We start from the raw sequence: 14,621 nt of genomic DNA on the forward strand, positions 1-14,621 counted from the left end.
CATCATTGGTCTTGTGCTTTTATCATTACCAAAAAAATGGTCAATTCAGTGAAATGATTTATTCATCATCGCCTGTCATCGCCATGATTTGCTCGCTAATGGCAACTGTATTAAAACCTGCGTCCACAAATAAGATTTCACCTGTTATGCCACTTGCCCAAGGCGACAATAAAAATAGTGCGGCATTACCCACCTCTTGCTGACTGACATTGCGTTGCAGTGGAGCGATTTTTTCACTGACATCGAGCATACGGCGAAATGATTTAATACCGCTTGCTGCCAATGTGCGAATTGGACCAGCACTGATGGCATTAACACGGATGCCTTGAGCACCTAATGAGCTAGCAAGATAACGCACTGACGCTTCAAGGCTTGCCTTTGCCATACCCATCACATTATAATTTGGTAATACAGAAATACTACCTTCGTAAGTTAGGGTGAGTAGTGAGCCTTTGCGAGCCGTCAATAGCTCACGCCCTGCCTTGGCTAGAGCCACAAAGCTATAACTTGAGATGTCATGAGCGATGCTCGAGCCTTCACGAGTGGTCGCCGTGGTAAAATCACCATCTAGCTGGTCAGCAGGAGCAAAGCCAATGGCGTGTACAATACCATTTACACCCCCATCTTCGCCCTGACCCCAAATTTTGGTAATCTCATCAAAGCAAGCATGGATAGATTCATCAGATGCCACATCACACTCAATGACTGCTGTCGCACCGAATACTTCTGCTGCCATCTCAACACGCTTTTTAATCTTATCATTAGGATAAGTAAAAATTAGATCCGCACCCTCACGGTGCAGACTTTCAGCAATCGCCCAAGCGATAGATAGCTTGCTTGCGATACCTGTTACAACAAAACGCTGACCCTTTAATAGCATAATCACCCCTAACAGTTATGGTAAAAGTTTTGACAATCTTTATAAATTATAGCATGATTTTAAAGAAATGGCTAAAATTTAGTACAAATGTAAACTTTTTTATGGTGTTCGGGTATAAAAGCAAGCTCAATCTTATTAGGGCGGCAGCTTTTTTAATACCAAATCAAAAATAAACATTCCAATAGTTTATAACTACTCAGACATTTACAACATCCAGTCTGCGATAGCAACCGAACCAAGATAAGTACCTGTAAAGGTCAATAAAGCAATAATAGCGATTTTAACACCAGATTTCTTAAACAGGGCTACTTCAGATTGAGAAATAGCAATCCCTGCATAAGCAAGCGTAGGGGTAATAAGTGGCAGTAATCCAAGTTTATCAGTAGCTGCTATGACATAATCTGCCATTGGCATGGCTGGCAAAGCAACAAGAATCGCTACAATAGATACCCATGCAATACTTGGTACGCCCAGCGGAATTACTTTTTTGATAAGTATGCCCACTACACAGCACGCAAACAAAATCATCATGCCAGGCAGGGCAACAAATAGGTCATTGTTCGTACCAACCCAATTTACAACGAGCAATAGCACACAAATAAAAGCAAGTGATTGAATGAGTACAGATGTAGCAACCTTAATCTCCTCACCATCGTCCATACTCACACAATCATTAATATGTTCAGCATTTAGCACATGGGTTTTTCTAAATTTTGCAATCACCTTGTACAGCCATTCAGCAAAAGGTAACGCCACAAACACTGAAACAAACAATCCAGTTGCATAAGTTAGTAGATTACTACTGGCAGCAAAGGCAATGATATCCTCTTTGTGTTCAGGCAGTAATTCAGCCAACGCAGTTGAACAAGCTCCCATCATACTACCAGACCCCACACCACAGGCCATCGCCAATGCTCGCACATCAAATACACCCCATGATGCTATCACACCTGCCATCAACGAAAAATAAATCGCTCCAAACAGCGTACCCATAACATATACGCCCATTACACCAATTCCCTCAGGAGTCTTTAAACCAAATCTGTCCGCTATTAAGGCAATATTTGGCTCTCTTGCGATGGAATGTGTTGCCCCAATAGCTTCACGTCCCATACCAAACGCCAATACAGCTATGGGCAAGGCAAATAAAACCGTCGCCACATTGCCAATTTCCTGCAATAAAAGAGCGGGTCCTGCAGCAATAATTTCATTGACTTTGGGGCCGATACCTACGGCAAACTTAGCAATAAAAGGCATAAGACAAATTAAAATCCATTGGCTTGCTACCGCATTACTTTGATCACCCAGTACTCGCCCCGCAATACCAATAATGTTTTTGTTAAAAAATATTGCCATTAAAAAAGCATATAATAGTGGTAGTAATATTATAGTGCCGATACCGATATCAAACTTCACAATACCAATATACTCAGAAACACAAGCTAAAGAAATCACAATCAAATGCAGTCGCCAATCAAGCAGGTTTTTTAATGAAAGATTCACAATACAGTCCTTTGGTTATCAAATATTTAAAAAGCTCTACAGTCTACATTTTTAGAGTTTGCTCCACCAAACCTACCCATAGTTTTATACCAACACCTACTGCATTGTCATTAAAATCATAATAGGGGTTGTGTAAGGGAACGGAGGGCCTATTTGGTTCATCCACACCCAACCAAATATAGGCACCTTTTTTAGCATTCAACATAAAAGAAAAATCCTCCGATGCCATAGTTGGTGGCACATTATCTATTACCTTGTCCGCACCAAATATACAGCGTGCAATCTCCCTAACATGAGCGGCACAACTAGCATCATTAATGGTTGCAGGATAACGCTCTTGGTAATTGATATTCCCTTTAACTCCGTACAAAATAGACAACTTGTCCACACATTCACATAAGCGATGTTTGATTTTTAAACGAGTATATTCATTAAAGGATCGAACCGTCCCTTTTAATGTAACACATTCTGGAATGATATTGTAGGTATCTCCCCCTGAGATTTGCGTGATGCTTAGTACAGCTGGATCTAAAGGGGATATCTCTCGTGAAACAATAGATTGAATAATGGCAATGAATTGGGCTGCCGCCAAGATAGGGTCCTTGCCATTTTCTGGCATAGCAGCATGCGTACCTACACCCTGCAGCGTGATGTCAAAAATATCAAAAGATGCCATCATCGCACCATCATTAACACAAATATCGCCAAGAGACCTACCTGGCCAATTATGCAACCCATAAATCTCGTCAATGGCAAAATTATCAAATAAACCCTCGCTTACCATAGCAAGACCTCCACCCAAATTCTCCTCAGCAGGCTGAAAGATGAAATACACCGTGCCATTAAAGATACCATGCTCCGCTAAATACTTTGCTGCACCAAGTAAAATAGCAGTATGTCCGTCATGGCCACAGGCATGCATTTTTCCAGCCTGCTGCGATACATGATCGAAGTCATTCAACTCTTGCATAGGCAAAGCATCCATATCAGCACGAATACCGATACTACGACCACTATCCCCCTTAGTTAGTACACCAACCACACCTGTGCCACCCAAGCCTGTATAAACCTTGACACCACAATCCGACAAGATATCTGCCACTACAGCCGAGGTATTATGTTCCTCAAATCCCAGCTCTGGATTTTGATGCAGGTATCGTCTCCATTTAATAGCCTGACTAGTAATATTATTTAGGATATTCATACAACCACCTTACACATTTATATAAAGTTTAACCTTATTGTGTGTTGCAGCCAAATATCTCATCCCGACATTCCAAGTAACAACATAAGAGACATCAAACCCGATATATCCGCATCCTTTTTGGTTAAGGTAGTTCCTATAATAATCTCATGTTGTAAAACTCGATAAAGTCATTGATAGCAAAACTGATGATATAACCAAGCTACCCCCCCCCAACCATGCAATTATAGCATTCACCAAAACATTTCACAAGCAACATTTCGCCTTAGTTTTCATTTCTGGTTTGTTGTTTTTATTGGATACAAGCTCAAATCCATATTTACCATCAGCATTTACACTCGTTTCAATGCCACCTAGCTCAATTAATTTTAAAACATCAGTAGCCCTTTGATGAATACCCACCTTCTCATTCTCAGTTCATCAACATATTCATCACCCCTTCTCTTAAATCTTGTTCAAAAGCTATGCTTTTTAGTATTACCTCAATCAGAGTAGCACTGATTATATCAATCACAGTAATCCTTTATTTACTTACCCTTTAACCCATTCCACCTCACCGCCTCCTCTGCCATGCTTGCTGCGGTGTTGACATCTTCACTAGCATAGGCGGCGGTGATGGCGGCTAACAGTTTGGCTTGGTGGATGAGGGTGTCTTTTTGGGTTTGGGCTGTTAGTTATGGTCTCTTCATCTTACTGATAGATTATTAAATATGAGGTAAGTCTATTGTGCTACTCCAATGCACCACTATCCACAAGACTTGACTTACTCGAAAGAAGTTGGCGATAGTAGTGCTTGCGACAAATGCTGTCATCAGACCACCCGACAGAAACGGATAAGAAGTCTATGTCATCACGATATTTACCGTATTCATATACAGTTAGAGAAAACTGATTATAGCAATAAACTGAGTCATTTTTATTATTTTCAATCCATTGCCATTTCTGCTGGTTCTCTATATTTTTTAAAATCATCGACTTTTGCTGCAAGCCTATATTTTCATAGGAAATATGCATAGAGACAACCCCTTTTTTGTTGTAATGTGCCACCCTGCGTTCTTTTGGTAGGCCTTCTACGACTGGTTCTATCAAGCCTTCAATTTCATTCATTGATGGTCTGTCATTATCTGGGTGTGGCATACCTGTGTCATAAGAAAATATTTGTAATCTGTACAAGTAAAAAATGAATATCCAAACAGCCACCATTACAGTTATATTGAAATATTTTGTAATCTTATTAGAATTTAATATCATGGTTTACTGCATCCTAATTATTTTTAAAAAATCTTGCTTTCTCTCTTTGGTGAGTTTTACCATATTACCACCATTAAGACTAACCTGTGATGTTCCAAGTCCGTATGTTATGACAGTTTGCCCACCTTGTTCTCATAAATATTACCTATTCTTTCTAACTGGCTGAATATGCCATATTTCACTTGTTTTAGGGTTATAGACCATTTCTAGATTTTCTGTTATATAACGATTTGGAGCCTGGCTTTCCTTGCAGGCCCATTTCTACTCCTGGGTGTTTTTCCCTAGCTTGAATAAAAGGTGCTGCTCTGCCTTCTCGTTGCAATTTATTATAGTAATGTTGGGTTATTTTCATATCATTGGCATGATAAAAACCATCACTACTAATAAATAACCCATTTTGTCTTGGTTAATTTAGTAAAAAATATCTTTAATTCTATCCACTTCAACATCTTGATGATAGATACTCAAAATAATATTTTTTTGATCTTCTGTATAAAATTTTTCATTGGTATTTGCTCGATCTTTTAATGCAAATAATATGTTTAAAATTTCATAATCGAAAGAATACATATTTATCATGTAAGGTACATACAATTTTAAAATATCAAATGACTGCTGAGCATTTAATCTTTTTATGTTTGTGTCTATAAAGTCATATAAATACCACTCATCAACAATATTGTTATTTTCAACATCTTTTAGTAAATTATCAAGATTTTTAAAAAAACTCACACTGATACTCATGCTCTTAATCCTTAAACTTAAAATCGATTTTTAAACCAGTATTAATATTTTCAACATAATGTATTTCTACGCCATTAACATTTTGGGCTTTTTTAACCCATCCATCTCTGGCATATAAACCATTTTTTGCATCCGACATTTTGATAGGCAGCTTCCTACCCCTTGGGTTGCTTCTTACCTCCCTCATTGCCAATTGTTCAGTCAAATTCCTAGGGGTAGTTCTTCCTGTTGATATTAAAGAGTAATCAATCGTTTTAACTCGAGATGTGCGATTTCCATCCCCAGCCAACCCTCTTGAATAAAAACCATTACCACTAATAATAGGTTGAGACAAATACACCCGATTGTTTACCTGCCTAAACGCCTGATAAGCGGTGTTTGTATCAGGATAGGTTTGATTTGAAAACCTAATAAATCTACTAAATGCTTGGTATTCTAAAACTTCTGCTTGAGTGATTTGACCATTGCTTCTGATGTATTGCAGACCATGAAAATTTGGCAGATGCTTACGAATGGCAATTGTCTCAAGAGCTATTATATCCCTTCTTTGTTGCTGAGTGGGGTTTCTGATGGATGCTCTTCGAGTACCATTCCACCTCACCGCCTCTTCTGCCATGCTTGCTGCTGTGTTGACATCTTCTTCGGCATAGGCGGCGGTACATATTAATGCCTATATTTACACTCAGAATGCCTTGATTGCCATGATAATTTCAAATACATATAAGGAGTATTTTTTTGGGCGACATCATTGCCCAATATTAAAGCAATATCTTCTTTACAATACAGTGTTTCGGTTGCGTTCTGTTTGGTTAGAACCCATTGGTTGTTTTTTATATTTTGATGAATTATTTGCATGGTGTGTTCAGTGGGGCTATAGTAGTAATACATAAGCACCACGGCCCCACCCTGTCGGTCGATCTGCCACTGTCGATCAGGCTGTGGTAGTTCGTGCGTGATTTGATTCATCAATTGTGGAAATTGAATTTCAAGCAAGTGCTGGCGATTGCGATAATGATGAGGTTTTGATTGGTAAAAATGCTTAATTTCGGTTATCGCATAAAACATAAAAGCACCAGCGATGACGATGTGCAGATATCCTTTGATAGTCATCATACACCCCTCTTTAAGATCAATTTTTTAATCTCAGATTGTGAAAGCCTCAAACCAGTGTATTTTAACGACCCACCAGACATGCCAACCTGAGGAGTGCCCATACCATAGGTGATGATAGTATTTTTTCTAGTTTTTGATATACCAGCACAGGCAGCATAACATGCTTGCATATTAAAAGATGATCCCTTAATAATTTCATCCAATTTAGCAGCCGAATAAGTTCCGCCAATTACATTGCCAAAATTAATTGAGGTGGCCACTCCAGTAAGTATAGATGATGACGCTGAAATTTCAAACATATCAGTAGCATACACATTGCCATTTTTAGCGTTAACAACTACAGTGTATCCGTAGATTGATCCAGATACATTTGCGATTATCATATCTCCAAAGGTAGCAATCGCTGAACCTTCGCTAAATATTTCTTTTTTTGCACCTCTAAACATCCGTCTTGTTTTCTCGTCAATACTTAAACCAAGAACACCGCCACCCTGAATTAACCCATTCCACCTCACCGCCTCCTCTGCCATGCTTATGGCGGTGATGAGTAGAGGTTTGGGCTTGGCGGGGTGAATTTTAAGTGGACTGACCCCATCTTTCAGGGTATTTCACCGAGCATCTTTGTCTTGGATTATTAAGCCATTCTTCATCTTTTGGATACAGCGTGCTTAGTTTTTGGTAAATCTGTGGATATTCTGCAGGGTCTAGAACCTCAACTTGTTCGTTGCTTAGATTGATTCGCTTAAATTGTAGATTGGGGTCGAAGTAGCAGTCATCTTCTGGCCAAACTCCATCAATCACCGTGTAATAAACATAACCACCGATACGCTTAAAATCATTGACATAATATTCAGCGAAACTTCGATCATTTTCTTTGAATAAAAAATAATTCATCGGTATGCCATTGTTCCAATCATCTGACATCTCAAAAAGGTAATTACCAAATCTTGTCTTTGAATCTGTAAAACTCCAAAGAATAATAGCGATGAAGCATAAAGCAATGAAATAAAGTATGGATTTTTTCATTGTACAAATTTAATCCTATTCTGATTTTTAATGACGATCCTATAACCAACCCCTGGTCCTGGGCTTCCAAGGATGGTTTCAAGGTTTCTTGGGATGTTTTTTATTCCAGACTTTATGTCAAAGTCGTATACATCATGAATCAATCTGTACTCTGCAATATTACGATTGTTCTTTTTTCTGCTAACCATAACATTGCCCAACACTGCCCATTCTGCATAGTTAGTAAATGCGATTCGAGCATCATTTACCTCTTCATCAGGTACAGTTCGATTGTCTCTCCAGTCGTCCTCTTTTCCAGTAATGACCACAACGACATCTCTTGGTAAAGTCATATTAATTACAAGCTCTTCATTTGTATTAATTTGGTAAATGTAGTCAGCAAGAGTTTTATCCAATACAAGCTCTCCAGAATCTAGCTTTCGCTGAATATCTCCTATGTCATCTCCGTATATCTTGGCAAGGTTTTTGAGTGGTTTGGAATGCGAAGTAGGTTTATCATAAAGCCCATTCCACCTCACCGCCTCCTCTGCCATGCTTGCTGCTGTGTTGACATCTTCACCAGCATAGGCGGCGGTGATGGCAGCTAGGAGTTTGGATTATGGCTTTTGCTGTAATGCACGAGGGTTTTTACCGCCCCACCAGTATTTGCGGCATTTGTTGCGACGGCTCCAAGATGCTTTGACAAAAAATGTTTTTTTGTGAGTGCGAATATCCAAATCAACACCAGATTCAATCTGAATCTCACCTTTGCAGTAAACATCTCGATCTTGCAGTGTTTCTAGTTTCACAAGATTTTGTTTTCGAGCTTCCAATTTGACTTTTTCAGTGATATCATGCTTAAAGCTTCGGCTAAAAGAGCGTGAATTACCTGCATAAAAATCCCCAAAAGGAGATTGTTCGTATTCAGTCATCTCATTAACAATCATTTCCAATTCTTCTTTTGTTGGGATATTGTAGTGCTTAGATAAAATTAAATAGGGATTTGCTTTTTCAAAGCTTTTATCATAAACCTGATACTTTAGATATAAACCATAAAACACCATACTGACAATACTGCCCACAACCAGTATAATACGATTTTTCAGACTCATCGTAAAATCCTTAACTCTCTTAATATCTCTTTTTCTTCATCTGTCAATTGACGCATGACACTGCCATTGACACCAATCTGTGTAGTGCCAACTCCTGTTGATATAATGACAGCACCTTCCTTACCTTCGCCTTTGGATACACCAATACAAGTAAAATGACAGGCTTGCATACCAAGGAATCTTCCTTCAACATTCTGCATCTGCCAATATTAGGATGTTATCTGCAATACTAATACCCTCTTCTTATACCGATTGTTTGACATCATTTACCACACCTCCTTTTTTCATTATTTTATACTTAAGTTACCAGATGATTCACATACCTTAACTAAAAAATTAAATATGCATATCTTAGATCTCTATATCTAATTTCATTACTATCATAAGATGATATATGAAAATCTACATTATTCAAAACTCCTTTGTATTTCACTGGTTTGGTAAAATTTTCCACAATTATTTTTCCATTTTTTCTCTCTCTTTTTATATATATGTATGTTTCAAGAGGGTATTCAGCATAAGGAATAATTAAATATGCATTCCTACTAATTATAATGCCATCATAAACTCTAAAAAAAGTATCTCTGCCTTTGTGATGCTGTATTATTGTTATACAAACTTCGTCACAGTAATAATAAGCTGTTTCTTTTGCTATAAATACATATAAAAAAAGCACAGATATTAAAATAAAAAAAATTAGTTTTAGATAAAAATTTAATATATATTTAATAATGAACACTTTCTTTAAACCGTTTAGCTATTTATTTTCACATCCCAAAGAATTGGAATTATTTATATTACATTCTATTCTTTTTATACCCAACTGGTAACCATATTTACTTCTTAGATATTGATAATCTATTTCTCCGTATCTGGGGTATGCTCCATAAACATAACCAGTTGTTTTATGTCGGATAAGACCCAGTTTACCACCAGCATGCAAAGCACCGCTAGCTTTTTGAAATTCATCAAATGGCACGCCTAGGATTGCTGCATTCATTCCAGCCAATATATTACCCCCTTCCCTTAAAGTAATATATTTGCCTGTAAATAGAAATGCATGATAAGACTTGCCTTTATGTCCTGGATAATTTGATTTAATATCATATTTATTTCCAGGTAGGCTATTATAAGCATAAAGCTCTTTACCATAAAAACCAGAGAGCCAAGCTTGACTATTCAAATCATAAATGTATTCATCTATATTCTCCCCAATATAAATTCTACCAACAGCATTACCAGTATCAGGGCTAATAAAAGCATCTTCAAACATGGATTCTCCAATCTTTATTGGGGGATCGATGCATTTATCATTTTGAAAATTACATTTATAAATTCCTTTATCGCCATTTAAAATAACTTTTTTAACTTCGTTATTTTTATCAATATAAGTCCCATTCCACCTCACCGCCTCCTCTGCCATGCTTGCTGCTGTGTTGACATCTTCTTCGGCATAGGCGGCGGTGATGGCAGCTAGGAGTTTGGCTTGGTGGATGAGGGTGTTTTTTTGGGTTTGGGTTAGGTTGTTTGGGTCATCGACTTGGTAGTCTGCCCATGTTTCTGCTATGGTAGCACCAATCATACCTGCATTGCAATCATTACCAGAGACTTTAGCGGATAGGCAGCCTGTGAGGGCGGCGGCAAGTTTGTGAGAGAGGTTTTCACTTAAGGTGTCGCCGTCTAAGTCTTTGACAGGACCTTTAAAGACTTCTTGGGTGGCAACTGTGGTCAGCTGTGCTTTTAGGTTGTTTTTTAGACTCTCTTCAAGGCTTGTGCCATAGATGGCAGATTCTAATAGGCTTTTGCTTGTGCCATCAGCGATGGCTTTGATGGTTCTTTGATTAAGGGTGGTTTGTGTGATGTCTGTATTTTTTATCTTTAGAGCTTTGTCAATTTTATGACTCATGCCAGCACTGGCTAAGGCGAAGGCGAGCTGCTTGACGCTGTCTTTAGAACCAAGCTCTTTTAAAGTGGCTTTGATGTTGCCTTGGTTATTAATTAGACTGATGGTGGCTTTGGTGGTTAGGGTATTAAAGGCGGCACTGGCCATGGCACCGATGGTTTGGCTTTGAAAGGCGGTTGTTGCAGCAGTGGCAATGCTGCCACTAAAATCCCCTGTTGCTGCACTAAGGGCGATGGTAACAATCGCCGCCCCTGCTGGTGTGAGTCCTTGTTGCTTATAGTCCCAGTCTTCTTGGGTAAGAATGATTTGTTGCCAATTGATGTCTTCTCGGTGGACTAAGTCTGTTAGATAGCTGTATTGAGGCTCTGTGGCAAGCTGTAGAATTTGTGCTTTTAGGGTGTGTTGTTGAGCATCTTGTTCTGTGGTGGGGATTTGGACACTGATACCGCCTTTAGCATCAAGCACAGGCTTGGTGATGCCAGTGAAGCTTGGTAAGATTGCACTTTCTTTGATTTGACCTTGATCAGAGAGGCTTTGCCATAATACCCAGTTGCTGTCTTTTTGGTGGCGTTCTTGCAACTCACTGGTAGCAGACAACAGTGACAGGCGACCGTTTGCGGTAATACTTGCCCCTGATAAGTAATTAAACTGCGTTCCTTCAAGAGTGGTGTCGCCTTGTGAATGACTGCCGATGTAATTGGCAGTTAATGTGGCAGGCAATGCGGTCTTTAGGTATTTTTTGCCTTGCTTGTGTGTGTCATTATAACGAATACCTAAAAACCTTTTTTTGGTATGGCTGTTGTATTCGTTGCTGTGTGTGCTGTCCACAGCGTATAAAGCGATGTTGCCTGATGACCATAATGAGATGTCTCCACCTGTGGTGTGCATCTTAGTGCCATACAAGGCAAGGTTGTTTTTACGGTTTGATCCATGCGTCTTTAGACGAATGTGGTAGGCGGTGAGTGTGGTAGGGGCGACATCTTTCCATTCATTGCTTGAGATGGTGGTGGTGTATTTACGCTTATACCATTTGCCATGTCGGTGAGTGTTTTTGTCATAGCCATATTCATAGTCCAAACCAGCATCTAATAACACAGCATGGTTGGCATTGATGTTGATGTCTTGTGCTGCTTGTAGCTGACCGCCTTGAATGACAAGGTGGGTGTTAGGACTTTGGTGGGTAGCATATAAGTGTATGTTTTTACCAGCAGCAAGCTTGGTCGGTGTACTAAACGCAAGAATGCGATGATGATCGCTATTCTCACGCCCTCTCTCATAGTAATTTTGCAATCCATCTAAGACAATACTGCCGTTTAGGGTTTGGGTGGTGTCTGACTTAGTTTTGGTATAAGCATTTGGCATCATGCCTTGAGCAGACAGATGGATATCACCTGCTTTGGCATCAAGACTAGCACCACTTAATAAAATATCCGAAGAGGCCGCCAAAGTGATGTCGCCTGTCTTGCTATTGAGTGAAGCGGTGCTGTGCTCATAACCAAAGACGGCTTGAGTTAAGAAACTCACACGAGATGCCAGGCGTTCTTGCTGGTTGGTGAAGCTCGCTTCTTGTTCGATCACCTCTTTGTGGTTTTGGCGTAGCTGCTGGAACGCTTTTTTTGGATCAAAATCTAGTAACTCTGGGTCAAGGACGGGGGTAGATCGTCTAGAGCGTCTGTTGGGGTTTGGTATACGCATGACGACACGCTCTGGTGGGTCATAGACCATCATCGGAGCGACGAGATGAGGGTTTGATGATGATACGAATCGGGGTGGAGATGGCATTAGGAGTGTCACGGTCTGTTCTGGTTCATCAAGCAAAGCAGGTGGTATTTTTGCTTGTTCATACCGTACATTCAAGCTCTCCAATCTGGCTTTTTCTTGATGATAAGCGATGTATTTAGGCTGCTTTTTTAAGGCATCAAGCTTAGCCTTGGTATCATCAAGCTGTTTTTTAGCATAATCTAAGGCATAAGCTGCTTGTTGATTACTTAGGGTGTTTTTAACGCCATCAATAACAATATGACCTTGGGTGGCATATAAACCAATGTCTTGATTGGCATAAAGATTGCTGCCTTGCAGGTGGATGTTTTGACCTTGAAGCTCAATACCTCCCAAAGTAGCATCCAAACGAAGTGTTTGCTGCGACCCACTGCCCAGATTGCCGCCTTGCCCCTGCAGATGAAGATCTCCTGCAACAGCTCTTAAAGACAAATCCCCTACAGCTTGAATACTGTGATGTTGTGGTGAGATATTGAGTGTCCGATTGGTTTGGATGGATAAATCTCCATTAAGCCGCTTAATGCTGTCATTGTCCGCTAGCAAAGTATTGCCTATGGCACGAGTGGTTAATTGACCATCATCTTGAACAACCAAGTCATCGCTATGCAATAATACCGCACCGCCAGTATGGCTGACATCACCACTGATGGCATGACGACCATCAGTGATATTACTGAACACTCCTTTGGCATTTAATAAACTGTTGTTGGTTGTTTGATTGCCTTTGGCATAAATCGCCATATGTTGTTTGGTGTTGATACTAGTGTTGCTGATGGATAGGTCATGATTGGTTTGGATTTGGCTGTTTTGACCACTCGTCATTGTGGTATTGTCTAAGCGTTGATCATGCTGGGCAAAACTACTGATGTTGCCTGTGGCGTTTAAGGTGGTGTCTTGATGCGTTAAGATGCCAGCAAGATTGGCGGTGGTGATGTTTGTGGCGGTCAATGTGGTGTTTTTAAATACAGCTGATGATTGTTGATGGGTTGTCCCATCGCCAGTAACCACCGCTTGAATGTTTCTGTTAGCCGTTAGGGTACTACCATCAGTCGCAAGCTTTTGTTTGGCGGTAAGTAAAAGACTGCCGTTGGTGTCAATGAATCCTCTGTCAATGCTGATTTGTTTGGCATCGAGCTCTACTCCCTGATTAGCACGACTGTGACCTGTGTGAGTGATTTTACCATCAGCGGTAATGATGATGTGATTGTTGGCATTTAGACGACCGGCTTGATTGACACCAAAACCTTGATCTGTGCCAATCAAGGTGATGCTGCCTGCAGACATACCACCTAAGGCTTTGACATCGATGGCAATGGTGGCGGGCGTTTTGGTCTTAACTACACTTTTATCGTCATTAATGGGTGTGATTTGTCCTGTATCAGAGATCTGGTTGGCTCCTGTTACGATGGTGATGGCGTGCTTTGCTTGAAGTTGTGCATTGATGCTGGCAGTTTTACTATATAGATTGACCAAATCGGCATTTTTATTGGCACCACCTAAGCCAACATCAGTATGGCTGACACCCTTAGGAGTTTGTATTTGGATTACCCCTTCGGTGATGGCATGAGTGATTTGCCCTTGCTTGCTTTGTAGGCGTCCTGTCGAGAGCGTGGCTTTATGAACATTGATAAAGCCAGAACCAGCAACATTGATGCCCGAGGGATTGGCAATGACAAGATTGGCTTTTTGTCCTGCCACCTCAATCACTCCACTTAATTGACTGGGTTTATTGCTACGCACTTCATTGATGATAGTATGAGCCTCGCCTTGTCGCAAAAAAGGATTGGCATTCACCACACCTGCTAGCTGAGTATGGGTCGTGTGTCTTGAGTTGTTTAAAACAGCCCCTGATGTGCTGACATCAAACTGTGTGTATTGATTGTGAGAAATACCATGATTAGGGGTTTGGATTTGGATAACTGGTATGTTTTGTTGATTGGTGTTTTTAGCAACTGCAATGATGGGTTTTTGTGTGGTGGGGGCTTTGGGGTCTGTGGTGATGTTGGCAAAGGCGGTGTTGCTTACTGATAGAGCAATTAAGATGCTTGTGTATAGCGATGAGTGGGTAAAGAATTTGGCAGAAGATGACATACAAAATCCATTTGTAGATTGTAAGTGTTTTTTGTA

Annotated in this window: 13 protein-coding genes and 1 pseudogene; all 14 read right to left on the reverse strand. The window is 40.0% G+C overall.

Translation table 11 applies throughout. The features are described 5' to 3' along the window. Positions 1-58: 58 nt before the first annotated feature. The 14 genes and pseudogenes from LU276_RS05650 to LU276_RS05715 all read right to left on the reverse strand — a co-directional run bounded on the left by LU276_RS05650 (position 59) and on the right by LU276_RS05715 (position 14,585). Positions 59-880, reverse strand: coding sequence for an enoyl-ACP reductase FabI (locus LU276_RS05650; protein WP_284672906.1), 822 nt, complete (start codon positions 878-880; stop codon positions 59-61). Positions 881-1,084: 204 nt separating this feature from the next. Then, positions 1,085-2,383: a DUF3100 domain-containing protein gene (locus LU276_RS05655; protein WP_284672907.1), complete on the reverse strand. Its 1,299-nt coding sequence runs from the start codon at positions 2,381-2,383 to the stop codon at positions 1,085-1,087. Between the two features lie 43 nt (positions 2,384-2,426). Then, entirely contained in the window at positions 2,427-3,587 is a 1,161-nt protein-coding gene (locus tag LU276_RS05660; RefSeq protein ID WP_284672908.1) for a M20 aminoacylase family protein, read from the reverse strand. 527 nt (positions 3,588-4,114) lie between these two features. Beyond that, positions 4,115-4,240 (reverse strand): annotated as a pseudogene (locus tag LU276_RS05665) (VENN motif pre-toxin domain-containing protein); the annotation flags it as partial. 76 nt (positions 4,241-4,316) lie between these two features. Continuing rightward, positions 4,317-4,838, reverse strand: a complete 522-nt coding sequence (locus LU276_RS05670) for a hypothetical protein (protein ID WP_284672909.1) — start codon at positions 4,836-4,838, stop codon at positions 4,317-4,319. 411 nt (positions 4,839-5,249) lie between these two features. After that, on the reverse strand, positions 5,250-5,582 hold the full coding sequence (locus LU276_RS05675) for a hypothetical protein (RefSeq protein WP_284672910.1): 333 nt from the start codon (positions 5,580-5,582) through the stop codon (positions 5,250-5,252). Between the two features lie 4 nt (positions 5,583-5,586). Beyond that, positions 5,587-6,198, reverse strand: coding sequence for a hypothetical protein (locus LU276_RS05680; protein ID WP_284672911.1), 612 nt, complete (start codon positions 6,196-6,198; stop codon positions 5,587-5,589). A 47-nt stretch (positions 6,199-6,245) separates the two neighbouring features. After that, positions 6,246-6,695 (reverse strand): hypothetical protein, encoded by a 450-nt coding sequence (locus LU276_RS05685; protein ID WP_284672912.1) that lies wholly within the window; start codon positions 6,693-6,695, stop codon positions 6,246-6,248. Then, positions 6,692-7,225, reverse strand: a complete 534-nt coding sequence (locus LU276_RS05690) for a hypothetical protein (RefSeq protein WP_284672913.1) — start codon at positions 7,223-7,225, stop codon at positions 6,692-6,694. The genes LU276_RS05685 and LU276_RS05690 overlap by 4 nt, the downstream gene beginning before the upstream one ends. Positions 7,226-7,271: 46 nt before the next feature. Next, positions 7,272-7,589 (reverse strand): hypothetical protein, encoded by a 318-nt coding sequence (locus LU276_RS05695; protein ID WP_284672914.1) that lies wholly within the window; start codon positions 7,587-7,589, stop codon positions 7,272-7,274. A gap of 128 nt (positions 7,590-7,717) precedes the next feature. Then, positions 7,718-8,254 carry a hypothetical protein gene (locus LU276_RS05700; protein WP_284672915.1) on the reverse strand — a complete coding sequence of 179 codons (537 nt, stop codon included), beginning with the start codon at positions 8,252-8,254 and terminating at the stop codon, positions 7,718-7,720. Between the two features lie 63 nt (positions 8,255-8,317). Then, on the reverse strand, positions 8,318-8,812 hold the full coding sequence (locus LU276_RS05705) for a hypothetical protein (protein WP_284672916.1): 495 nt from the start codon (positions 8,810-8,812) through the stop codon (positions 8,318-8,320). Further along, the gene (locus LU276_RS05710; protein WP_284672917.1) at positions 8,809-8,982 is read right to left on the reverse strand and encodes a hypothetical protein; all 174 of its coding nucleotides are present in this window, start codon (positions 8,980-8,982) and stop codon (positions 8,809-8,811) included. Before LU276_RS05710 ends, LU276_RS05705 begins: the two co-directional genes overlap by 4 nt. A 587-nt stretch (positions 8,983-9,569) precedes the next feature. Next, complete coding sequence (locus LU276_RS05715) at positions 9,570-14,585, reverse strand: two-partner secretion domain-containing protein (protein ID WP_284672918.1); 5,016 nt, start codon at positions 14,583-14,585, stop codon at positions 9,570-9,572. Positions 14,586-14,621: the final 36 nt, after the last annotated feature.

This window comes from Moraxella haemolytica (assembly GCF_030177935.1).
GTDB lineage: Bacteria > Pseudomonadota > Gammaproteobacteria > Pseudomonadales > Moraxellaceae > Moraxella > Moraxella haemolytica.